The following is a 21842-nucleotide window of genomic DNA, read 5'->3' as shown; positions in this document are numbered from 1 at the left end:
GCAACCTCCGGAAGAGATGATTTCGGCTGCCCTGCCCGTCGTCAAAACGCTTGACACGCCTCCGATGTCAATCTAGCAAAATAGAACATATATTCCATATCGAAACATTGTTTGCGTTCATATTCTGTCTTTCCGGGAGTGGGAGACGGGTGTGAGGAACCGGAGGAAAGATGGTTACGAAATTGGCACTGCTCGGCGCTGGACGGATCGGCAAGGTCCACGCCAAGGCGATCACCACCGACAGCCGTGCGAAGCTGGTGGCCGTTGTGGACGCCGTTGCCGGTGCTGCGGAAGCAATCGCCCGCGAAGCGCAGTGCAAGGTCAGCACAATCGACGAGGTTCTGGCTGACAAGACGATCGACGCCGTCATCATCTGCACGCCGACCAACACCCATGCCGATCTGATCGAGCGTTTCGCCCGTGCCGGCAAGGCCATCTTCTGCGAAAAACCCGTCGATCTGGATGTGGCCCGTGCGGATGCCTGCGCCAAGGTGGTTGAGGAAACCGGTGCAAAGGTGATGCTCGGTTTCAACCGGCGTTTCGATCCGCATTTTCAGGCCGTGCACAAGGCAATCGAGGATGGCCGCATCGGCAAGGTCGAAATGGTGACCATCACCAGCCGCGATCCCGGCCCGCCGCCAGCCGAATATATCAAGGTTTCCGGCGGCATTTTCCGTGACATGACTATTCATGATTTCGACATGGCGCGGTTCCTGCTCGGCGAGGAAGTGGAAAGCGTATTCGCCACCGGTTCCGTTCTCGTCAATCCGGAGATCGGTGCACTCGGCGATTTCGATAGCGCCAGCATCATTCTGACAACGAAAAGCGGCAGGCAAGCCAGCATTTCGAATTCGCGACGCGCGACCTATGGGTACGACCAGCGTATCGAAGTGCATGGTTCGCTCGGTTCGGCTGCGGCCGAGAACCAGCGGCCGGTCTCCATCGAGATCGCCAATGCTGAGGGCTACACCCGCCCGCCGCTGCATGATTTCTTCATGACGCGTTATACGGCGGCCTACGCGGCGGAAATTACCGCTTTCATCGATTGCATCGAAAACAATGTAGCTCCGTCACCCTCCATCAAGGATGGGCTGATCGCATTGAAACTGGCCGACGCTGCGCTGAAATCCGTCACCTCTAAGGCGGCCGTGACGATCGGCTGATCGACGCAGAAATCACTCCGTAACCGACATCCTGTCCGCGGTGCGTTAACGCATGGCGGACAGGAAAACAGCTATTCGCAGAGCTTTCGCCAGCATCGGCGCCACCCGTGAACTTGACCGGGCAGAGGCAGTCTTCGGACTTGCATGGCAGCTATTCGGAAAATAAGGTTGTCTGACAAGATACGGCCAGACCATATGGCTGCTGTTCACCTTATTCACGCCGAATCCTCTTTTTGCCGGCAACAGCCGGACAGTGGTTTATTTATGCCATCACCCAAGACCGGTTATCTTTATGCGCTCATAGCATTCACGATCTTTGCAGCGCAGGATGGCATATCCAAACATCTTGGCAGTTCTTATCCGCCCGTCTTCGTCGCAATGCTTCGATACTGGGCCTTCGCCGTCTTCGTTTTGTTGATGGCTGCAAGGTCCTCTGGCGGCATTCGGGGCGCTGTCATGGCAAACCGTCCGTGGCTGCAGATCAGCCGCGGCGTCCTTCTTGCCGTGCAGATTGTTTTTTCCATTTTCTCCTTCGCCGTTGTCGGGCTGGCGCACAGCCACTCCATCCTCGCTTCGGCGCCGCTGATCGTCGCCGCACTGTCCGTGCCGTTGCTTGGCGAACATGTGGGCTGGCGGCGCTGGTGCGCCATTTTTGTCGGCTTCGTCGGCGTTCTCGTCATTCTGAAACCTGATGGCGAAGGGTTCGACAACCGCCTGCTGATCACTTTCATCGCCGCCTTCATGCTTGCGCTCTACAGCGTCCTGACCCGCCTTGGCAGCAAGAGCGATTCAGCGATGACGAGCTTCTTTTATACCGGCGTGGCCGGTGCGGCAGCGCTGACGCTAGTGGGTCCGTTTTATTGGGTTAGCCTCGCACCCCAGGATTGGGGCTGGATGCTGGCGCTGTGCATTACCGGCATGAGCGGCCATTATTGCCTGATCAAGGCATTCGAGCTGGCGGATGCGGCCTCGGTGCAGCCGTTTTCCTATTACCAGCTCGTGCTCGTCTCCATCATCGGCGTCACCATCTATGGCGAGGTCGTTACATCCAACATGGTTCTGGGTGCTGCAATCGTGATCGCCGCCGGTCTCTTCACCATCTGGCGGGAACATGCCGTTGCCCGAAGGGAACGCAGGCGGGCTGACTGACGTCATTCCCGTTGAACGTCCTCTCAGGCGAGAGCCGCCTCGCAACGCAGCAGCATTCCAAACAGGTCGCGCGGCTCATCCGGATCGGCCAGCAAATCCAGCTCCGTGTAAAGCCCGGTGGCGGCCAGTTTCGAGCGCACATAACGCAGCGCCGAAAAATCCTCGGTCGCGAAACCGACGCTGTCGAACAGCGTGATCTGCCTGTCGTTTACCCGTCCCTGCTTTTGACCGGCAATGACCTGCCATAGTTCTGTGACAGGGTAGTCCGCTGGCAATTGCTGGATTTCACCTTCGATGCGGGTCTGCGGCGGGTATTCGACAAAAATGTCCGACCGCAGCAGAATGTCCCGGTGCAGTTCCGTCTTGCCGGGACAATCGCCGCCGACGGCATTGATGTGAATGCCGGGACCAACCATGTTGTCGGTCAGGATTGTCGCATATTGCTTGTCAGCCGTGACGGTGGTGATGATATCTGCACCCTCCACTGCGCTCTGCGCACTATCGCAAATTTCGATGGTAAAGCCCTGCCCGGCAAGATTGCGGGCGCATTTTTCACTGGCGGTCCGGTCGATATCGAAAAGCCGCACCGTGTCGATGCCGAGAATGGCCTTGAAGGCCCGCGCCTGGAACTCGCTCTGTGCGCCATTGCCGATGATGGCCATCGAGCGGGCATTTTTGCGGGCAAGGTGTTTTGCAGCGACAGCCGAAGTAGCAGCGGTGCGCAGCGCCGTCAGAATGGTCATTTCGGTCAATAGCAGCGGATAGCCGTTGCCGACATCGGAAAGCACCCCAAAGGCGGTCACCGTCTGGCGGCCCTCCTTCATGTTTTTCGGATGGCCGTTCACATATTTGAAGCCATACAACGTTCCATCACTGGTCGGCATCAGCTCGATGACGCCCTCTTGGGAATGCGATGCGATGCGCGGCGTCTTGTCGAAACTTTCCCAGCGACGGAAATCCTCTTCAACCACGTCGGCAAGCTCGCGCAGAAACGTATCGATCCCCACGCGCAGAACGAGTTTCATCATATGATCGACGCTGACGAAAGGTACGATATTAAGGTTCGGTATAATCGTCATTGCATCATCCCCCTCAGCCGGCCCGTGTCGGGCGGTCCATAACCCGCTTGCCCATCAGGCTGGCAGCCAGATCGACCATCAGCGTCGCCGTCCTGCCGCGCTCATCGAGAAACGGGTTAAGCTCCACGAGATCAAGACTGCACACAAGCCCGCTATCATGCAGCATCTCCATCACCAGATGCGCCTCACGGAACGTCGCCCCACCCGGAACCGTGGTGCCGACCGCAGGCGCGATCGACGGTTCGAGGAAATCGACATCGAGACTGACATGCAACAGGCCGTTTGCCGCCTGCACCCGCGCAAGGAACGCGCGCAGCAGAACCGCGACACCATGCTCGTCTATCGAGCGCATGTCGTGAACGGTGATGCCGCTGTCTTCCAGTGCGGCTCTCTCGGCTGGATCGACGCTGCGGATGCCGATCATGCCGATATTTTCCTCAGGAACCGCATGCGAGAGCGGCGGAAAGTAACCCGAAAATCCGTCGCGACCACTGAAATAGGCGACCGGCGTGCCATGCAGGTTGCCGCTGCGCGTCGTTTCAAGCGTGTGGTAATCGGTATGGGCATCGAGCCAGAGCACGAAAAACGGCCGGCCACTCTGCGCCACCCGCCGCGCCATGCCGGCGACGGTTCCCGCGGAAATTGCGTGGTCGCCGCCAAGAAAGATCGGAACGGCGGCAGCACTTTCGCGATAGGCGGCCTCCGTCAGCGCCTCGGTCCAGGCCACCGTCTCAGCGAGATGATGCACCGCCGGATTGGGGTGGCTAAACTCCCTCAGCGGCGCCGGCGTCACATTGCCGGTATCCACCACCCGATGGCCCAAATCTTCGAGCGCCCGCGTGAGACCGGCGATGCGATACGCACTCGGCCCCATCTCACACCCCAATTGCCCGGCTCCGATTTGCAACGGCGCACCGATCAGCCTGATATCCATTTGAGCCCTCGCTTTTATCAACCGATAACCTCACTAAACCACACAGACATGGCGGAATGAACATCAAATATTGGCAATATTATCGAAATAGGCTATCGATTTGGTCAAATCTATTTATCAGAATGGCTACCAATGGATGATCTCGACGAACGGCTCGTGACCCTTTTGAGGCATAACGGCAGACGCAGCATTTCCGATCTGGCGATCGAGACGGAAACCTCGCGCGCAACGGTACGCTCACGCATCGAAAAAATGGAAAATGACGGCACTATCATCGGTTACACCGTCATCCTGCGTGCCGATGCGGTGGAGGCGGCGATCCGCGGCATCATGATGATCGAGATTGAAGGCCATGTGACGGACCGCGTCATCCGCACGCTCGGCGGTTTCCCGGAAATATCCGAAATTCACAGCACGAACGGTCGCTGGGACCTGATCGTAGAACTTAACGCCGCCACTCTCAGCGATTTCGACGCGGTGCTCCGCCGTATCCGCCTTGTCCCTGGCATTACCGGCAGCGAGACCAGCCTTCTGCTCTCCACCCCACGCTCCACCCGTGCGCGGCTCTGACGCAGGAGACAGACGCAAAAGAGCGACGAAAACGCATTTTTCGATTTTTTCGACTTGCGCCTCGCAAGAAATCATCTATATGACGACCCACCAAAGCGAACGCGGTAACCCGCTTCGGGCTTTTGGGGAATAGTTCAATGGTAGAACGACGGACTCTGACTCCGTTAATCTTGGTTCGAGTCCAGGTTCCCCAGCCAAATTTCTCCAAACAAAATCAAACTGTTTCGAGCACTTGAGCTGCATCACCGCGCTCTGCCTATATCTGCCAACGTTGTACGCGCGGCTCGATCCGAATCAGACATTTCCGTATCCAGCTGGCCTAGCCTCGATACACCACCGCCCCCCCAGTCATCCCCGCCCCTGCCGCCGTCAATAACAGCGTTTCACCCTCCGTGATGGGCCGCTCAGCATTGGAAACGGAAAGCGAAAGCGGAATAGTGGCGGCAGAAGAGTTGCCGAAGGTTTCGACTGTACGTACCGTCTTTTGCCGGTCGATGCCGATATTGCCGCAGACGGCATCGAACATGCGGGCATTGGCCTGATGCGGCACGAATCGATGGATATCGGTGGCCGTCATTTCTGCGCGTTGCAGAGCGCGCTGTGAGGTCTGCGTCATTGTTGCGACGGCACGGGAAAAGACTTCGCGGCCGTCCCGCATCGTCATCAGGGTATCTTCAGCCTCTGTATCATTGGAAAAAGGCTGGCTGCTGCCGCCCGCCGCGATCTGGATCAGGTCGTAACCGCTCCCATCCGAAACGAGATCGGCAGACAAAAGGCCGCGCTGCGCATCCCGGCAGGGGACAAGCACGACGGCGCCGGCAGCATCGGCGAACAGAACTGCAGTTGCCCTTTCCGCCGGATTGATACGACGGCTTAAGATATTGGCGGCAACAACCAGCACCGCGCGGCCGTGGGTGCGGACAAAACCATCCGCAAGAGTGAGCGCATAGAGAAAACCGGAACAGGCCCCGGCAAGATCGATCGCCCCGGATTGTGTGAGGCCCAACAGGTGCGCAAGCAGCGGGGCCGAAGGCGGTAAAAGATGGTCTGGTGTGGAGGTCGCAAGCAATGTCAGTGCGATATCCTCGGCGCCAATTTTCGCGTTTTCCAGTGCCATGCGGCCGGCTTTTTCGGCAAGGCCGCTTAGCGTCTCGCCCTCTTGCGCCCAATAACGTGTGCGGATCCCCGTCCGACGCTCTATCCAGCCAGCCTCCAGCCCAAGACGCGTCTCAATCTCCGCGTTGCGGACACATCGCACTGGCACGGCATGCCCGAAGCCAGCCATGCGGGAAGAACGGGTCTGCATTGTCAGGCCTTTCGGAGACGGTTTTTGATCGCGGCCGCGCCGGGTTCTCCCGGAGCGGCTTCAGTCACGATCGAGGCCACTTCGTCCATGGCGTCAAAGGCACGGGTGAGGTCTTGCGCCGTCGAACAATAGGGCGGCATCAGATAGAGCACATTGCCGAGCGGGCGGATGATGAGCCCGCGCTCGCGGAACAATTGCCGCATGCGTGGCCCCGCCTCCGCGAGATAACCGCCGGAGGGCACGACGAGGTCAAGCGCTGCGATGGTTCCAATCTGGCGTATGCTGGTGAAGCGCCTGTCATCCGCAAATCGCCCGAGATTGTCGCGCAGCACTTCTTGCAGTTGGCCGATGCGCTGTACCACTGGCTCATCGCGCCAAACCTGCAGATTGGCGACAGCGGCAGCGCAGGCAATCGGATTGGCGGTGTAGGAACTCGAATGGAAAAAGGTCTTGCGGCGATCGGTCGAGAAGTGCGCGTCGAAGATTTCGCCACTGCACAAGGTCGCTGCCAACGGCAGGGAGCCACCGGTCAGCCCCTTGGAGGTGCACAGAATATCCGGTGAAACTCCCGCCTGCTCGCAGGCGAACATGGTTCCTGTCCGGCCCCAGCCCGTCATCACCTCGTCGGCGATTACAAGGCAACCGTAGCGTTCGGCAATTTGTTTCAGTCCGGCGAGAACGTCCGCACGGTAAATCTTCATGCCACCGGCACCTAGAACAAGCGGCTCGATCAGCAAGGCGGCGACTCGGCCCGAACGACAAAAGCTTTCGAACATGTCGAGCGTCTCCTGCTCACAATCCGCTTCCGGAAAAGCAAGCCGGTCGACGCCGAATAGCAGTGGTTCATACGCAGCATTGAACACGCCGCGTTCGCCCGTCGACATGGCGCCGATCGTATCACCGTGGTAGCCGTGCTCCATGACCACGATGCGATCTCGCTTTTCACCGCAATTGTGAAAATAACCGAGCGCCATTTTCAGCGCCACTTCCACCGAGGTCGAACCGCTATCGGAATAAAACACATGTTCCAAGCCGGCAGGCGCGAGTTCGATCAGCCCTTTGGCCAGCGTTTCGGCCGGCTCGTGCGAAAACTCGGCGAAAATGATCTGGTCGAAGGTCTCGGTCGCTGCGCGGATGGCGCACATGATTGCCGAGTGCCGGTGGCCGTGAGTGATGACCCACCAGGATGAAATTGCATCGAACAACCGCTGGCCATCCTCATCGACCAGATAGGCGCCCTCCGCCGAGACGATGCGTTTCATCGGCGGTTCCAGCCCGTGCTGGGTAAAAGGATGCCAGACGCGGGAACGACTCATGCCGGCACCTCCAGGAAATCAGCGAGATCGAATTGTTGAGCGAATGCATGGTGCAGCGCCTCGGCAGTCATCTCCGGTATGCGAGGCAAGCGGCCAAGCGAGCGAACTCGGCCGATATCGGCGATAATGCGCTGATTTTCCCGGTTCTCATCACCGATGAAGACCACGCCGTGCACCGGAATGGCTCTCAGCCGCAGCGCCTCGAGCGACAGCAGCGTGTGGTTGATGGTGCCGAGTGAGGTTCTGGCGCACAGGATCAGCGGAATTCGCCAGCGGGCGAAAATATCGACAAACAGCAATGTGTCGGTCAGCGGCACCAGCAGACCGCCCGCCCCTTCGATCACCAGCGGCCCATCCGTTTCCGGCGGCAGCAAAAGCTCGGGCTCGATCGTGACATTGTCGAAGCGGGCCGAAAGATGCGGTGAGGCCGGCATTTTCAGGCGATAGGCCTCCGGCAGGATGCGCGCGCGCGGCACGCCACCCATCCGCTCCACCACCTCGCTGTCGGTCTCTTCCTCGAGCCCGGATTGCACCGGCTTCCAGTAATGGGCTTGCAATGCGTGAGTAAGCGCCGCAGAAAAAACCGTCTTACCGATACCCGTATCGGTGCCCGAGACGATGAAACGAAGGCTCATCGTTCCTCCTCCATGGCGAGGGCGAGCAGCCCGACCATATCGGCGATCTGGCTTTCCTCGACATTGAGCGTAATGGATATGCGCAGGCGTGCCGTGCCTTCCGGCACCGTTGGCGGGCGGATAGCGCGCACGTCGAAACCGCCGTCCCGCATACGCGTGGCGATCTTCAGTGCACGCGCATTGTCACCAATCATCACCGGCAATATCTGCGAGCCGCCGGGCGTCACGCCCAGCCGGGATCGTAATTGTTCGCTGGCCAAATTTATCAGTTCTTCCAGACGGATGCGCCGCCAGGGCTCGTCGGCGACGATCCGCAAGGCCTCCCGCACAGCCGCCGCCATCAGCGGTGACGGCGCGGTCGAATAGATGAAACCGCGGGCGCGGTTGGTGAGGTAATCGGCAAGAACCGCAGGCAGACTGATAAGCGCGCCGGAAAGACCAAGCGCCTTGCCGCAGGTGTGCAGCGCCACGACATTACCCCGACCTTCCAGTTCAGCGGCCAGGCCGCGCCCGCCCGGCCCGAAAACGCCGGTGGCATGCGCCTCATCGACGACGAGAAAGCCGCCATGTCGCCCGGCGAGGTCGGCAAGGGCCACAACCGGCGCCCGGTCACCATCCATGGAATAGAGGCTCTCCACCGCGATCCACGGGCGACCTTTGCCGCCCGCCTGCCGCCATCGGTTTATTTCCCGTTCGAATGCCTCAACCTGATTATGCGGCACAGCGACCGCCTTCGCCTTGCCGGCGGCAATGCCGTCATGCACGCTGGCATGGATCAGCGCATCGTAGAGAACGAGGTCGTCCCGCAGCGGCAGTGCGGAAAAAAGTGCGACATTGGCGGCAAATCCGCTACCGAAATAGATCGCCCTCTCAGCGCCGAAAAATACCGCCGCCTCCGTTTCAAGCGCCTCATGTTCGGGATGGTTGCCACGAAGCAGCCGCGAACCACCTGCACCCACAGGTACGCCCCTCTCGATTGCGTCAGTGATCGCCGCCTTCAGCCGGGGTGCATCGGCAAGCCCGAGATAGTCGTTGGAGGTGAAGTCGATACCCTGCCGGGGCGCTAGCGCGCGCAGGCGCGACTTGCGGTGCAGACCGGCAAGCTTCAGCTCATAGGCGGAGAGCGCCGACGAATTCACCGGGTCTCTCCCGCTTCCGCCGTTTGCAACGCCATCGGCTTCAGGCCCAGCCGCCGGAACAGCGCCGTATCGTGATCTTCCCCCGGATTATCCGCCGTCAGCAGCGTCTCGCCGACGAAGATGGAATTCGCCCCGGCCAGAAAACAGAGCGCCTGCGTCTCATCACTCATTTCGGTACGTCCGGCAGAAAGCCTCACATGCGAACGGGGCATGAGGATGCGCGCAAGCGCAATGGTGCGGACGAAGTCGATCGGATCAACCGGGTCGGCCTTGGCAAGCTTCGAGCCGGGGATCGGGATCAGCATGTTGATCGGCACGCTTTCCGGCGGAACCGGCAGATTGGCAAGGGTTACCAGCATGGAAATACGGTCCTCGACCGTTTCTCCCATGCCGAGAATGCCGCCGGCGCAGACCTTCATGCCGGCATCACGAACATTGGCAAGCGTTTCCAGCCGATCTTCGAAGGTGCGGGTGGTTATGATCTCCGAATAGAACCGCTCCGACGTATCGACATTGTGATTGTAGTAATCTAGCCCGGCGTGAGCGAGACGTTCGGATTGTTCCGGCGTCAGCATGCCGAGCGTCATGCAGGTTTCCATGCCGAGCGCCTTGACGCCTTCGACCATGGCAACCACCGCCTCCATGTCGCGCTCCTTAGGGTTGCGCCACGCCGCCCCCATGCAATAGCGCGTCGCCCCGCCCTCTTTCGCCTTGCGCGCCTCTGCCAGTACTCGCTCCACCTCCATGAGTTTGGAAGCCTTCAGACCTGTTGGATTGCGGGCGGACTGGCTGCAATAACCACAATCCTCCGGGCAGCCGCCGGTCTTGATCGATAAAAGCCGGCTCATCAGGATGGCGTTGGCATCGAAATGGCGACGATGCACCTGCTGTGCCCGGAACAGGAGGTCATTAAATGGTAAATTATAGATAATTTTTGCTTCTTCGAGTGAAGAATCCGCTTTGATTGAGGGAATCTGCGCCTGATTTTGTTCAATTTCTGTGATAATCTGATTCATCCGGCGATTTTCCCTTCAAATAAATAGATAGAACTTATTTTTATCTATTTTTTTATCGGACCCTTTTGCAAGGACTTTTTTCGAGAAAAACGTCAGGCACCGGAGATCGAAGAAATATGCGGGATAAGACTGCGGCGTTTGGCTGCGGGGATTTAGCGAATGGGAAAACGCCTTGCGAAAAGACCCATGGCGCAAAAACGCCGCAATTGCTAAAGGTGAGGGATGATCACATTTCGTCCCGCCAACGCTCGCGACACGGCCCGCATCCTTGAAATATGGCGTAAGGCCGTAGACGCTACCCATGATTTTCTTCACAGAGCGGATCGCGCCGCAATCGAGGAAGAAGTGACGGCTTTTCTTCCCGAGGCCGCTTTGATGCTAGCCGTCGATGCGTCGGATAAGCCTCTCGGGTTCATGTTTCTGCATGAAGGGCACATGGAAGCGCTTTTCATCGATCCGGATTATCACGGCAGAGGCATCGGCAAGGCGCTCGTGCAGGCAGCGCTTACCGCACACCCCGCGCTGACAACCGATGTCAACGAACAGAATACGCAGGCCATGGGCTTTTATCGCCGGCTCGGGTTCAAGCCGACGGGACGCTCCGACCTCGACGGGCAGGGACGGCCCTATCCGCTCGTCCATCTTGGGTTTCGCGCAACCGAACAATAAGCCGCGGGGACATGGCTCATCTGGGGGGAGCAAGCCACGAACACCATCATCCGTTTCGCAACCGAGGATTTTCGGCCCGAGCACCGCTTCGACCAATGGCGCGAAGTGCGCGGCAAAAGCCTGTTTGGCGTAACGATCGAGCTTGCGCCGGATCGCCGCCGGGCCTTCAGCGGGTCTTTTCAGGCGCGCTCTGTCGCAGGCGCCGTCGTAAGCGAAATGCGCGCTTCCTCATACCGGGTCAACCGCACGGAAGCCGATATTGCCCGCATTGCCGGCGACAGCCTCTGCATTGGCTTGCAGGTGAAGGGTTCGGGGTTGCTGCATGCCGGTCGAGACAGGATCCATGCCGTCAGCGGCGGTGATTTCACCATCAACTATTCGGACTTGCCCTATGACGCGATACCCGGCGGTGAGGCGGATTTTCACTACAAGATGCTCAAGATCCCTGTCGACGACGAAGTCATGCTTGGCCGACCGGCTGATGACCTGTTTGCCACGCGTTACGCCGACAATACCGCCTTCTCCCGGCCGTTCCGGGCGCTCTTCAACGCGCTGAACGCCGAACGCGGCAGGCTCATCGATCCCGTGCGCGATGTGACGCATATCGCCCGATTAGCCATGACGGCGCGTGGACGGCTTTCGCCTGCAATGCCGGAAGTGCGCGCCGCACTCCGCACCGGGCTTTGTTATGCGGCCCAGGACATCATGATGCGCAAAAAGTCCTGGCAGAACCTCACGCCTGCCGCAGTGGCAAAGGAACTGGGCATTTCGCTTCGGCAACTGCACGTCGTTTTCGAAGGCGCGGAGCTGTCTTTTTCCCGCACGCTCGCCTCCATGCGGATCGAGGAAGCGCGACGCCTGCTGCTGGAATCTCCCGCCTTGCCAATCACGCAGGTCGCGTATGGCTGCGGCTTCGACAGTCTTCCAACCTTTTACCGGGTGTTCAGCGGCACCTATGGCATGACGCCCGGCGAAGCCCGCGCCACGGGCATGCCGACGGCCTAAAAGTGTCACCTCTGCGCGCAATGAGAAGACGCCTCATCCCGACCCCTGTAAGGCCGATGGATCATCCAATCCTCATTACACTCCGCAAGGAGGGTGGTGCCGGCAATTCGAGGAGCGCTGCCCATGACCAATTTTTTCGATTTCGCGATCTCCGGGTTGCCGGACGCCTCTACCGTTGGCCGCAGGCTACCACCCAGCGAAATCGACCGGTTGCTTCAAACGGGTGCTTTCGCGGCAGCACTACGGCTGCTGGCGGGAAGTTTCATCACCCTCTACGAAGGTTCACCCGACATGACCGCGCTTTTCGCCACGCGCCAGAGCCGGCTTCTTTGCCACGCGCTGTTGGCGCTCTATTTTCAAAAGCGCAAGACCAGAACGGACGAACCCGCCCTGACGCGGGAAGATTTCGGCCAACTCGCGCTCCAACACGGCCTTGCAAGCCATGATGTCGCCTATGCCTTCTTCAAAGAGGCGCTGAAACGCGGCCTGACGAGACCGGCGCACCAAGCCGGCGAAAAGCCGGCCGATGGCGTGGTGCCTTCACCGTCCACCCTGGCGATGCTTGCCCAATGGTACGACGTGCATTTTCAGGCGCTGGACCTCATCGATGAGGGGTTCAGGGCCTCTCGGTTCATCGAGCGGTCCGAAACCATGCTCGCACACATCCATCCCCGCGTGGCGCAGGCGCTGCTTTCCAATCCGGAGGTACGTTGCCCGGGCCCGCTGTCCATCATCTTCAACTGGTTCGACGCGGGCGGGCTGCTGATGGACCGCCTGATCGCCGGGATCGACTGGGAAAAGCCGACAGAACAGGGCAGACACCTGACGGATGTGAAAACAGCATCGCAACTGGCGGCATCGCTCTCCCTTTCCCGAATCCATGTCAGGCGCAAGCTTGGCGCGGCCGAACTGATCGGCGGCATCGGCTGGAGCGGACGGAAGGGGCGTTCCGCTCTCTGGATCTCCCAGGGCTTTTACGAGGAATATGCCCGCATGCAGGCGCGTAAACTCCTCATTCTCGACGATGCCTTTATGGAGACAGTGTGAGGTTTAAGAACCGGCAGACGTGCTATTTATTGATGGTTATGAGCGATATCCATTGACAAACTTCAGGACTGCGGCTCTTCTACAGGGCATGCGTGGGATGTTGCGAACATCGAAATTGACGGCACTGCTGTTTCGACTGGTGATGATATTGTCACTGGCGGGATACAGCGTTTTCACCGTCAATGCCGCAATGCATGGTCCCGATACCGCGGAAATGCAGACCACCCAATCCGCCATGATGATGGATCACCGCGCGATGATGGACCATGGCGGTTCGGCCATGATGTCCAGCGACCACCATAATATGGATACGGCAGACCACGACAGCGGCGTCAAAAAGCCCGTGAAGCAGGAATGCTGCAACGATTTCTGTCTCGGCATGGCGGTGCTGATTGCGCATGACGCCCTTGGCGGACCAGTCGTCAATTCCATCCGTTCCTTCCTTGACGACAGCAAGACCGTGGGCCAGATCCCGCTGCTTCACCGTCCACCGAATATCTGAACAGGCAAAGCCCGCCTCTCGGGCAATGATCGTGCGTGAACGGCTTTAGCGCCGTCGCGCCGTTGCATCTCCTGTTCGGAAATTACCATGAACCCTATCTACATCGTGGTTGCAGCGCCCCTTTTGCTGGGCGGCTGCACAGCCACATCCTCGATGAACGAGGCCGCCTCGTATGAAGACGCGACAAACCCGTCGCTCGGCGTCACCCCTCTGCGTTATCAGACACCGGTCACAGGTTACTCGCACCGTGCTCCGGTGGACCCGAAGCCCTGGCGAAACCAGAACGATGCGCAGGCTCCGAAAGGAGACGCATCATGACGCTACGCGTGATCAAACTCACGGCCGTCCTTTCCGTCCCGCTCGTTCTTGGCGGCTGCGTCACGGCCGCCGACTACACCTCGAAGAACGCAGGCTTCACCACCGTTTCGGCCAGGGCGACCGAGGCGACAGGAAAGCAGACTGTCTGGATACAGAACCGGGCCGAGGCGCAGGCAACCGCAACCCGCGTCAAATCGCTGATGTCAGCGAAAACAATCGATGTCGAGACGGCAGTTCAGGTCGCGCTCCTCAACAACAAGGGCCTTCAGGCGGCCTATGCCGATCTGGGTGAATCGGCCGCAACCGCCTGGCAATCGACCATGCTGGTCAATCCGAGGGTCGGCATCGGATTGACGGGGATCGGCACTCCGGGGCTCCGGGCCTACAAGGCGATCGAGGGTGTGATCGTCACCAATATTCTGGCACTGGCCACGCTCAAACAGAATGTCGAGATTGCCGATACCGGCTTCCGAAAGGCGCAGCTCGCAGCCGCGCTGAAGACGTTGCAATTGGCGGCAGATACCCGCCGCGCCTGGATCACGGCGGTTGCTGCCTGGGAAAATGTCGGCCAGCTGGCTCAGGCCCAGACAGCCGCGGATGCCGCCTCGGAACTTGCGAGGAGGCTTGGCGAAGCAGGCTCGCTGAACAAGGAAGGCCAGGCTCGCGAGCAGGTCTTCTATGCCGAACTGACCGGCCAGATCGCCAAGGCGCGGCTTGAAGCCCGGCTTGCGAAGGAGGAACTGACAAGGCTGATGGGCCTGTGGGGCGCGGACATAGACTACTCCATCCCCAACCGCCTGCCCCAGCTTCCAAAGGATCTGGCCAAACGTGAGATGATCGAGGCTGAGGCGCTGCAGCGCCGGGTGGATTTGCAGATGGCGAAGCTCGATCTGGAATCGACCGCCCGGTCGTTCAAACTCACAGAAGCCACCCGATACGTTACCGATCTAGAACTTCGTTCCGGCTTCGAGACCGAACGCGAACTTGAAGACGGCGAAAAACACAAACAGACGACCGGCAATGCCGAGCTGGAATTCGTCATTCCGATCTTCGATTCCGGTCGGGCAAGAATGCGGGAATCCGAACTCGCCTATATGCGCGCAGCAAACCTGCTGGCCGAAAAAGCGGTCAATATCCGCTCCGAAGCCCGCTCCGCCTATCAGGCCTATCGCTCGAACTACGACATCGCCCGGCACTATCGCAACAGCGTGGTGCCGCTGCGGACCAAGATCGAGGAGGAGTCGCTGCTGACCTATAACGGCATGCTCACCAACACCTTCGAACTGCTCGCCGACAGCCGCGAAAAGGTCAATTCGAACCTGCTCGCCATCAATGCCAAACGTGACTTCTGGCTCGCGGAAGCCAGCCTTGCGCCCGCCATCTACGGCGGTGGCGCGGGTACGGCAGGCGCGGAGACCGAAGTTGCCGCCACTGGTGGCGGCAGCGGTGGCGGACACTGAGAAAGGAAACGACCATGTTCAATAGAAGAAACTTTCTGGGCGTCGGCGCCGCAATGGTCTCCACGGCGGCCTGGGCAAAGACATCGAATAGCAGCCTGCCGGAAGCAGCCGTGATGGAAACGGCAGTAACGCAAGCCCCCGTCAAGCCCACTACCGGTCCCGATTACAATCCGGTCGTCACCCTCAACGGCTGGACCCTGCCCTTCCGGATGAACAATGGCGTCAAGGAATTCCACCTTGTCGCCGAGCCAGTGGAACGCGAGATGGCGGAGGGCATGACGGCCCGCCTCTGGGGCTATAACGGCCAGTCACCCGGCCCGACCATCGAGGCCGTAGAAGGCGACCGGGTGCGGATTTTCGTGACCAACAAGCTGCCGGAACATACGACGGTCCACTGGCACGGCATGATCCTGCCATCAGGCATGGACGGTGTCGGCGGCCTGTCGCAACCGCATATCCCCGTTGGTAAGACCTTCGTCTACGAGTTCGATCTCGTGAAGTCCGGCACCTTCATGTACCACCCGCATTCAGACGAGATGGTGCAGATGGCGATGGGCATGATGGGCTTTTTCGTGGTCCATCCAAAGGATCCGACCTTCATGCCTGTTGATCGCGACTTTGTGTTCCTGATCAACGCCTTCGACATCAATCCCGGCTCCTACGTTCCGAAAATCATGACCATGACGGACTTCAATCTGTGGTCATGGAACAGCCGGGTATTTCCGGGCATCGATCCGCTGGTGGTCTCCAAGGACGACCGGGTGCGTGTCAGGGTCGGAAACCTGACCATGACCAACCACCCGATCCACATGCACGGTTATGATTTCGAGGTGACGTGCACGGATGGCGGCTGGGTGCGGCCCGAGGCCCGGTGGCCGGAGGTCAGCATCGATATCCCCGTCGGCGCCATGCGGGCCTATGAATTCGACGCCAAATATGTCGGCGACTGGGCGATCCATTGCCACAAGTCGCACCACACGATGAATGCGATGGGACACGATGTCCCGACCTTCATCGGCGTCGACAAGAAGACCGTCACCGAAAAGATCCGAAAGGTGCGGCCGGAATACATGCCGATGGGTACAGCCGGCATGGCCGATATGGGCGTGATGGAGATGGAAATCCCTGGGAACACCGTTCCCATGATGACCGGCTGGGGTCCGCACGGCCCCATCGAAATGGGCGGCATGTTCTCCGTGGTGAAGGTCCGCGAAGGCATCTCCGCGGGCGATTACTCAGATCCCGGCTGGTACCAAAACCCGCCCGGTACCCAGGCCTGGGAATGGACCGGCGACGTGCCGGATACCGAAAAGACCAATGATCCGAAAACACAGATCACGCCGAAACCGATGAAACACGGCTGATCGTGCAGACCATATCCCCACCAGAACCAAGGAAAAATTCGATGACCAGACTGAAACTTGCACTGCTTCTCACCGCTCTTGCCACACCCGCCTTCGCATCGGGCACCCACGGCGGCGGCCATGAAGCGATGGCGATCGGCGAACCCGGCGACAAATCCAAGGTAACCCAGACCATACAGGTCACCATGAAGGAAGCGCCTGATGGCAAGATGCTGTTCACGCCCGCCAAGTTCGAATTCAAGAAGGGCAAGACCGTTCGCTTTGCCGTGAAGAATGTCGGCGAGCTGGACCATGAATTCATTCTCGACGAACAGAGCGCAAATCTGGAGCACAAGGCCGCCATGGCAAAGGCCCCGGAGATGGAACACGACAATCCGAACGCAATCAGCCTTGCGCCGGGCGAAAGCGGCGAAATCATCTGGAAATTCACCAATGACGGCATGTTCGAATTCGCCTGCCTGAAGCCCGGACATTACGAGGCCGGCATGCGCGGCGATCTCAAAGTTTCGGCCAAGTAACCAATCGAAGAAAGGAATCTGACCATGAAGACGATCGTTAAAATTACCCTTGCAGCCGCTTTGTTGCTGACAGCCCCCTTTGGCGCATTCGCACAGGAATTCACCAAGGGTACGGTGAAGAAGGTCGACGCTACCGCCAAGAAAGTCACCATCATTCATGAGGAACTGAAAAACCTCGATATGCCCGCCATGACGATGGTGTTCCGCGTCAAGGACGATGCCCTGCTCGCCAAGCTCAAGGAAGGCGCGAACATCGAGTTCATCGCCGAACGTGCGGATGGCAAGCTGGTCGTCGCGCAGGTGAAATAAGGCAGTCACCGTCCGCACATGCCCGTACCAGACCACAGGCACGGGCATGTGCGATTTGAGCAGGCGGCGGACGAACCCCGGACACAAATTTATTGCTCAGGGCATGACCTTTGTTTGGCGCTATGCCGTATTCCCATGAATTAGCGCAGAAGCACAGTGTCGATTGTGTCCCCATGCTTCGTGAACAGCCGATGCAGTGAGAGGAACACGGCGAGCATCAGTGGCCATGCAATCAGGACATCGGAGAGAAAATGTGCGCCCATAGCTGCTCTGTTTAGGGAGCAAAGCACGATGAACGGCATCAAGATCGCCGTGGCGCTCAGGCGAAATTTTTCCGGCAGGAAGATGATGAACGCCAGCAGGGCGATTGCGGACGCGCTTTCGCCGGATGGAAAGGAGCAGTTGCGCGAACAGCTGCCATCGAGGGAAAGAACGGGCGTAAAAAACAAATCCGCCCCGAATTCACTGATATGCCGCGGTCTGGCACGTCCGAACAGGTTTTTCAGCACATGCACGGTCGCACCCGGCCCAAGCGCATAAAAGGTGAGAACAAGTAGCAGTTTGTGAGGGCGGATGGCACGCCGCACGCCGGAGACAAATGGCGTTGCAAGGAGCAGGCAGACAAGCGTGGACAATAAAATGGCGGGAAGTGCGCGGTTCAGATCGCGGACGGAAATCAGGAATTGATCCTCGCCAAGACGAAAACCATCTGTCCAGAACCAGCGACTGGCGTCAAGATCGATATCCGGCCTGACAGTGAAGAAGACCATCATTGCAAGCGTGGTCGAAAGCGCGAGCAGAGATGGGCTGCGGGAAACCCATGCGAAAGTCTGGCGCGCCGTGGGGATGACGGCAAAGCGGAACTTCGGTTTTTCGGGCCGGCCTGGCCATTTCTGTTCGGTCTTATGGGAGAGATACTGGTGCATGGCCAGCTTTCTTCCGTAGAAATGTCAAGGTTCTGCGGAGGAAGTCCCAAGACTGAGAGGAAAAGCGTGCCTGCCGCATCTATCTCGTGAGACGGCTCTTGCCCGGCGCTTTGCGTCGGCTTAGCGTCCCGGCAATAAAGCGGTAATATCAGTAAGTTCGTAAGGTTAGCATGGACAAAGGGCTCATTCTCATCGTCGAAGACGACCCCGACATCATGCAGATTCTGGACGCCTATCTCATTCGTGACGGATACAGAACCGTTAGAGCCGGGGATGGCGAGACGGCCATGACGCATTTCTCGATGCTGCGGCCGGATCTCATTCTTCTCGACATCGGGCTACCGAAGCTCGATGGCATCGATGTGCTGACACGCATACGGCGGGAGCGTGATACACCGATCATCATGGTCACCGCCCTTGCCGAAGATATGGACAAGCTGACCGGTCTGCGCCTGGGTGCCGACGACTACATCGTCAAACCTTTCAACCCGCAGGAAATGGTCGCCCGGGTGAATGCCGTTCTAAAACGCTCGCGTCAGCCAACTGGCGGAGGGATCCTGCGTTTCGGCGCCATCGAAATAGATACCGAAGCTTACATCGCGGCTGTTTGCAGCGATGCGGGACGAACCGTTCTGCCGTTGACGCTCAGCGAATTCAGAATTCTTGCCCATATGACGCGTCGCCCCACCTATGCCTTTCAGCGGGCCGATCTTCTGGATGCCTGCCTGCCGGAAAGCGATGCGCTGGCACGCACGGTCGATACGCACATCGCCAATCTGCGTAAAAAACTGACGGATCACGGTGCTGGCGGTTATCTGGTGTCGGTGCGCAGCATCGGCTACCGGCTTGCCAGGGAGCAGACATCATGAGGTTCCGGCGGCTCCGCCTGCGCACGATGACGGCGATCACAATCACCACAATGCTCATCTTTGCGGTTGCGTTGGTCTATTTCGGCGTTTCCTGGTATTCGGACACCATTGAGGAGCGCATCCTTGCCCAACTGTCGCCTGATGCCGCCAAGGCTTTCTCGGATATTGACCGGGGCGTGATGCCGGATCAGAGCCAGCTTCAGGCCCTTATCGAGGTTTTACCGGGCCTGGAGGACCAGGCAGATAGCGAACTTCTCAAATCGGTGTTCCTCTTTGGATTGCTCGGTGTCTTCCTGTGCAGCTTGCTTGGTTATTTCATCTCCCGCCGCATTGCAGCACCTCTCGGCGAACTTGCCGACGCGGCGCGGCGCATGGCGACCGGCGACTTCAGCGGAGGCGCAAAGATCAAGGCGAGCCGCATCGCCGAAGTCGGATTTCTGGTCGACAGTTTCGAGACTTTGACGCAGGAGCTTCAGATGATGGAGCGCCGGTTGAAGTTCAACACCATGGCGGTAGCCCACGAGCTGCGCACCCCGCTGACCATCCTGCAAGGCCGTTTACACGGCATTGCCGATGACGTCTTTCCGCTCGACAAGCAGGCCATTCGCCACCTCATCGGCCATGTGGAAGGACTTGCGCGTCTCGTCGACGATCTGCGGACGCTTTCGCTGGCAGAAACCAACAGTCTCGTTACGGAGATGCGGCCACTCGATCTCGCTACCGAATGCGCGGCCGTGGCGGAGGCGGCACGGCCTCTTCTCGAAGAGGCAGGAATTCGTCTCGATATGTCGCTGCAGACGGCTCCCATTAGCGGCGACCCTCAACGCCTTCAACAGCTACTGCTCATCCTGATGGATAATGTACGCCGCTATGCGGCGAGCGGGAAGAGCCTCTTCTGCTCGACCGGAGTCCGGGAAGGACGTCCCTTCATAACAATCGAAGACAAGGGGCCGGGTTTTCCCCCCGGCATCGAGGCACACGGCATCGAACTCTTCTGGCGCACAGAGCCGTCGCGTGCACGTAAGACCGGTGGCACCGGCCTCGGCCTGTCGATTGCTCGAGCGATCGCAAGGGCGCATGACAGCGATTTGCAGATAGATCCGCGACAGGACGGCGGAACCGTCGTCACGGTTCTCTTCAAGGCGGCCTCCTGAAAAATCCCGGCGAGTTGATGCTCTCCCATGCGCGCTGACGGTGTGCTTCGTTGGGGCTTATTCCACGGTTCACCGCGCCAGGACTGCTGTCGGGAATAAGGTGATCGCAAATTTTCCCTACGCCGAATTATTTTCTATAAAATAGATAGAAAAAGAACGACCTGTCTTTCTTGAGGCGCTCCTCATGCCTAGTTTAGCTGTCATCATTGGTCGCCGTCAGGGAGGACCGATGTTGAGCGAAATCCCGTATCGATCCAGCAAACTGCACCGCTGCAATTGATACTGGCGCATTATCGGCCCGGTTGAATTGGAGGAAAAGGTGACACGATACGTTATCATTGGCGCAGGCGCGGTTGGCGCGAGCCTTGCCGCACAGTTCGAGCTTTCCGGCATCAAATATGCTCTGGTCGGACGCGGCGCACAAATTGCCTCCATCATTGAACAGGGGCTGAGCTACCAACGCCCCTCAGGCACGCAGCAAATAAGGCTGAACGCCTTCGACGTATCCGCTCCGCCGGACCTGGCGCCCGACGATATCCTGCTGCTGACCGTCAAAACGCAGGATGCGGCAGCCACTCTGGCAGACTGGTCATGGCGACAGGTATCCGGCGTGGAAGGTCTAACAGCCACGCAGTTGCCGGTGGTTACCTTTCAGAACGGTCTGGCGACGGAAGCGCTGGCGCTCAGGACCTTCGCCAATGTCTACGGCGCCAGTATTCTGACCCCTGCCCGGTTTACACAAACCGGCGCGGTTGCGGCGGCCGGCAATCCGCAGGTCGGCGTGGTCACGATCGGGCGCTTCCCGGCCGGTTCCGACGAAACGGCGAAGGAGATTGCCGCAGACCTCACACGCGCCAATTATCTTGCGGAAACCAGCAGCGATATCCGCCGCTGGAAATCGGCAAAACTGCTTCATAACGTCCGCAATGCGCTGGATCTGTTCGACGGAGAAGACGATCTGCGAGCATCGATCGCCGAAGCGCTGGTCAATGAAGCCCGCCAGACGCTTGAGGTAGCAGGCTACAATCTCGCCTCTCCCTCTGAACGGGCTGTCGATATTTCAGGCTGGAGCATCGCTCAAAACAGCGGCATTCAGCCCGGCCAGCAATCGACCTGGCAGAGCTTTGCCAGAGGCGCTTCCAGCGAGGTCGATTTTCTCAACGGTGAGATTGTGCTGCTCGGCCGTCTGCATAACGTCGCGACACCGTATAACGAGGCTATCCAGTCTCTTGGCGGCAGGCTGGCGCATCAGGGCGGCTTCTCGAGGGCGGTGCCGCTTGACGCGATCCTTTCTTTTGTCGGGCAGCTCCACGAGCGCGACAAAACCTGTCTCGCCGCCGCGCAATGATGCGTGCGACCTGTTCTTCCCATGAAACCACCAAGCTGAAGCGATA

The 21842-nt window shown here is 59.1% G+C and carries 23 protein-coding genes and 1 tRNA gene; 16 read left to right on the top strand and 8 right to left on the bottom strand.

The window, feature by feature from the left end; genetic code table 11:
* Positions 1-170: 170 nt before the first annotated feature.
* Both iolG and J5276_RS20525 read left to right on the top strand, forming a co-directional pair.
* The gene (iolG, locus tag J5276_RS20530) at positions 171-1163 is read left to right on the top strand and encodes an inositol 2-dehydrogenase (RefSeq protein ID WP_112199397.1); all 993 of its coding nucleotides are present in this window, start codon (positions 171-173) and stop codon (positions 1161-1163) included.
* A 264-nt stretch (positions 1164-1427) separates the two neighbouring features.
* On the top strand, positions 1428-2312 hold the full coding sequence (locus tag J5276_RS20525; protein ID WP_097170804.1) for a DMT family transporter: 885 nt from the start codon (positions 1428-1430) through the stop codon (positions 2310-2312).
* Between the two features lie 23 nt (positions 2313-2335).
* Here the strand turns inward: J5276_RS20525 and J5276_RS20520 are convergent, their stop codons facing one another.
* Positions 2336-3391, bottom strand: coding sequence for an ornithine cyclodeaminase (locus J5276_RS20520; protein ID WP_174012200.1), 1056 nt, complete (start codon positions 3389-3391; stop codon positions 2336-2338).
* A 13-nt stretch (positions 3392-3404) separates the two neighbouring features.
* Positions 3405-4325, bottom strand: a complete 921-nt coding sequence (rocF, locus tag J5276_RS20515; protein ID WP_004431622.1) for an arginase — start codon at positions 4323-4325, stop codon at positions 3405-3407.
* Between the two features lie 132 nt (positions 4326-4457).
* Here rocF and J5276_RS20510 point away from each other — a divergent pair, with 132 nt between their 5' ends.
* Positions 4458-4895, top strand: coding sequence for an Lrp/AsnC family transcriptional regulator (locus tag J5276_RS20510; protein ID WP_004431612.1), 438 nt, complete (start codon positions 4458-4460; stop codon positions 4893-4895).
* A 123-nt stretch (positions 4896-5018) separates the two neighbouring features.
* Positions 5019-5092: transfer RNA gene (locus J5276_RS20505), tRNA-Gln, on the top strand.
* A 122-nt stretch (positions 5093-5214) separates the two neighbouring features.
* Here the strand turns inward: J5276_RS20505 and J5276_RS20500 are convergent.
* The 5 genes from J5276_RS20500 to bioB are packed head-to-tail and all read right to left on the bottom strand — an operon-like array spanning position 5215 to position 10307.
* Entirely contained in the window at positions 5215-6201 is a 987-nt protein-coding gene (locus J5276_RS20500; RefSeq protein ID WP_174012198.1) for a beta-ketoacyl-ACP synthase III, read from the bottom strand.
* Positions 6202-6203: 2 nt separating this feature from the next.
* A complete protein-coding gene (locus tag J5276_RS20495) occupies positions 6204-7517 on the bottom strand; it encodes an adenosylmethionine--8-amino-7-oxononanoate transaminase (RefSeq protein ID WP_174012196.1) in 1314 nt (437 codons plus the stop codon).
* Positions 7514-8152, bottom strand: a complete 639-nt coding sequence (bioD, locus tag J5276_RS20490; protein WP_013762020.1) for a dethiobiotin synthase — start codon at positions 8150-8152, stop codon at positions 7514-7516. Before bioD ends, J5276_RS20495 begins: the two co-directional genes overlap by 4 nt.
* Positions 8149-9291 carry an 8-amino-7-oxononanoate synthase gene (locus J5276_RS20485; protein WP_111804743.1) on the bottom strand — a complete coding sequence of 381 codons (1143 nt, stop codon included), beginning with the start codon at positions 9289-9291 and terminating at the stop codon, positions 8149-8151. The genes bioD and J5276_RS20485 overlap by 4 nt, the downstream gene beginning before the upstream one ends.
* Positions 9288-10307, bottom strand: coding sequence for a biotin synthase BioB (gene bioB, locus J5276_RS20480; RefSeq protein WP_174012194.1), 1020 nt, complete (start codon positions 10305-10307; stop codon positions 9288-9290). Before bioB ends, J5276_RS20485 begins: the two co-directional genes overlap by 4 nt.
* Before the next feature lie 222 nt (positions 10308-10529).
* On the opposite strand from bioB, the gene J5276_RS20475 reads away from it, so the two are divergent.
* From J5276_RS20475 to J5276_RS20435, 9 genes are all read left to right on the top strand, one after another.
* Entirely contained in the window at positions 10530-10976 is a 447-nt protein-coding gene (locus tag J5276_RS20475) for an acetyltransferase (protein ID WP_004431596.1), read from the top strand.
* A 105-nt stretch (positions 10977-11081) separates the two neighbouring features.
* Positions 11082-11981, top strand: a complete 900-nt coding sequence (locus J5276_RS20470) for an AraC family transcriptional regulator (RefSeq protein ID WP_004431594.1) — start codon at positions 11082-11084, stop codon at positions 11979-11981.
* Positions 11982-12104: 123 nt separating this feature from the next.
* Positions 12105-13028 carry a hypothetical protein gene (locus tag J5276_RS20465; protein WP_174012191.1) on the top strand — a complete coding sequence of 308 codons (924 nt, stop codon included), beginning with the start codon at positions 12105-12107 and terminating at the stop codon, positions 13026-13028.
* An 88-nt stretch (positions 13029-13116) separates the two neighbouring features.
* Positions 13117-13530: a hypothetical protein gene (locus J5276_RS20460; RefSeq protein WP_174012246.1), complete on the top strand. Its 414-nt coding sequence runs from the start codon at positions 13117-13119 to the stop codon at positions 13528-13530.
* Positions 13531-13617: 87 nt separating this feature from the next.
* Complete coding sequence (locus J5276_RS20455; protein ID WP_112959637.1) at positions 13618-13848, top strand: hypothetical protein; 231 nt, start codon at positions 13618-13620, stop codon at positions 13846-13848.
* Entirely contained in the window at positions 13845-15308 is a 1464-nt protein-coding gene (locus J5276_RS20450) for a TolC family protein (RefSeq protein ID WP_065703365.1), read from the top strand. Before J5276_RS20455 ends, J5276_RS20450 begins: the two co-directional genes overlap by 4 nt.
* 14 nt (positions 15309-15322) lie before the next feature.
* Positions 15323-16672: a multicopper oxidase family protein gene (locus J5276_RS20445; RefSeq protein WP_174012189.1), complete on the top strand. Its 1350-nt coding sequence runs from the start codon at positions 15323-15325 to the stop codon at positions 16670-16672.
* Positions 16673-16713: 41 nt separating this feature from the next.
* On the top strand, positions 16714-17190 hold the full coding sequence (locus J5276_RS20440) for a plastocyanin/azurin family copper-binding protein (RefSeq protein ID WP_174012187.1): 477 nt from the start codon (positions 16714-16716) through the stop codon (positions 17188-17190).
* A gap of 24 nt (positions 17191-17214) precedes the next feature.
* The gene (locus J5276_RS20435) at positions 17215-17499 is read left to right on the top strand and encodes a copper-binding protein (RefSeq protein ID WP_004431579.1); all 285 of its coding nucleotides are present in this window, start codon (positions 17215-17217) and stop codon (positions 17497-17499) included.
* 140 nt (positions 17500-17639) lie between these two features.
* On the opposite strand, the gene J5276_RS20430 is transcribed toward J5276_RS20435, so the two are convergent.
* On the bottom strand, positions 17640-18425 hold the full coding sequence (locus J5276_RS20430; RefSeq protein ID WP_112496781.1) for a phosphatase PAP2 family protein: 786 nt from the start codon (positions 18423-18425) through the stop codon (positions 17640-17642).
* Between the two features lie 170 nt (positions 18426-18595).
* Here J5276_RS20430 and J5276_RS20425 point away from each other — a divergent pair, with 170 nt between their 5' ends.
* The 3 genes from J5276_RS20425 to J5276_RS20415 all read left to right on the top strand — a co-directional run bounded on the left by J5276_RS20425 (position 18596) and on the right by J5276_RS20415 (position 21796).
* Entirely contained in the window at positions 18596-19294 is a 699-nt protein-coding gene (locus tag J5276_RS20425) for a response regulator (RefSeq protein ID WP_004431575.1), read from the top strand.
* Positions 19291-20448 carry an ATP-binding protein gene (locus J5276_RS20420; RefSeq protein WP_035199868.1) on the top strand — a complete coding sequence of 386 codons (1158 nt, stop codon included), beginning with the start codon at positions 19291-19293 and terminating at the stop codon, positions 20446-20448. Before J5276_RS20425 ends, J5276_RS20420 begins: the two co-directional genes overlap by 4 nt.
* A 319-nt stretch (positions 20449-20767) precedes the next feature.
* A complete protein-coding gene (locus J5276_RS20415) occupies positions 20768-21796 on the top strand; it encodes a ketopantoate reductase family protein (RefSeq protein ID WP_174012185.1) in 1029 nt (342 codons plus the stop codon).
* Positions 21797-21842 lie beyond the last annotated feature (46 nt).

Source organism: Agrobacterium sp. S7/73, assembly GCF_019355535.1.
In the GTDB taxonomy this organism is placed as follows: domain Bacteria; phylum Pseudomonadota; class Alphaproteobacteria; order Rhizobiales; family Rhizobiaceae; genus Agrobacterium; species Agrobacterium tumefaciens.
This window is presented reverse-complemented; position numbering and strand designations above follow the sequence as displayed.

Bases quoted from the DNA above. Each gene is read 5' to 3' on its own strand.
- J5276_RS20500 (WP_174012198.1), bottom strand. From the start codon at position 6,201: ATGCAGACCCGTTCTTCCCGCATGGCTGGCTTCGGGCATGCCGTGCCA.
- J5276_RS20450 (WP_065703365.1), top strand. From the start codon at position 13,845: ATGACGCTACGCGTGATCAAACTCACGGCCGTCCTTTCCGTCCCGCTC.
- J5276_RS20465 (WP_174012191.1), top strand. From the start codon at position 12,105: ATGACCAATTTTTTCGATTTCGCGATCTCCGGGTTGCCGGACGCCTCT.
- J5276_RS20430 (WP_112496781.1), bottom strand. From the start codon at position 18,425: ATGCACCAGTATCTCTCCCATAAGACCGAACAGAAATGGCCAGGCCGG.
- J5276_RS20440 (WP_174012187.1), top strand. From the start codon at position 16,714: ATGACCAGACTGAAACTTGCACTGCTTCTCACCGCTCTTGCCACACCC.
- iolG (WP_112199397.1), top strand. From the start codon at position 171: ATGGTTACGAAATTGGCACTGCTCGGCGCTGGACGGATCGGCAAGGTC.
- J5276_RS20445 (WP_174012189.1), top strand. From the start codon at position 15,323: ATGTTCAATAGAAGAAACTTTCTGGGCGTCGGCGCCGCAATGGTCTCC.
- J5276_RS20435 (WP_004431579.1), top strand. From the start codon at position 17,215: ATGAAGACGATCGTTAAAATTACCCTTGCAGCCGCTTTGTTGCTGACA.
- J5276_RS20510 (WP_004431612.1), top strand. From the start codon at position 4,458: ATGGATGATCTCGACGAACGGCTCGTGACCCTTTTGAGGCATAACGGC.
- J5276_RS20495 (WP_174012196.1), bottom strand. From the start codon at position 7,517: ATGAGTCGTTCCCGCGTCTGGCATCCTTTTACCCAGCACGGGCTGGAA.
- J5276_RS20525 (WP_097170804.1), top strand. From the start codon at position 1,428: ATGCCATCACCCAAGACCGGTTATCTTTATGCGCTCATAGCATTCACG.
- J5276_RS20460 (WP_174012246.1), top strand. From the start codon at position 13,117: ATGCGTGGGATGTTGCGAACATCGAAATTGACGGCACTGCTGTTTCGA.
- rocF (WP_004431622.1), bottom strand. From the start codon at position 4,325: ATGGATATCAGGCTGATCGGTGCGCCGTTGCAAATCGGAGCCGGGCAA.
- J5276_RS20425 (WP_004431575.1), top strand. From the start codon at position 18,596: ATGGACAAAGGGCTCATTCTCATCGTCGAAGACGACCCCGACATCATG.
- bioD (WP_013762020.1), bottom strand. From the start codon at position 8,152: ATGAGCCTTCGTTTCATCGTCTCGGGCACCGATACGGGTATCGGTAAG.
- J5276_RS20520 (WP_174012200.1), bottom strand. From the start codon at position 3,391: ATGACGATTATACCGAACCTTAATATCGTACCTTTCGTCAGCGTCGAT.
- J5276_RS20420 (WP_035199868.1), top strand. From the start codon at position 19,291: ATGAGGTTCCGGCGGCTCCGCCTGCGCACGATGACGGCGATCACAATC.
- J5276_RS20455 (WP_112959637.1), top strand. From the start codon at position 13,618: ATGAACCCTATCTACATCGTGGTTGCAGCGCCCCTTTTGCTGGGCGGC.
- J5276_RS20475 (WP_004431596.1), top strand. From the start codon at position 10,530: ATGATCACATTTCGTCCCGCCAACGCTCGCGACACGGCCCGCATCCTT.
- bioB (WP_174012194.1), bottom strand. From the start codon at position 10,307: ATGAATCAGATTATCACAGAAATTGAACAAAATCAGGCGCAGATTCCC.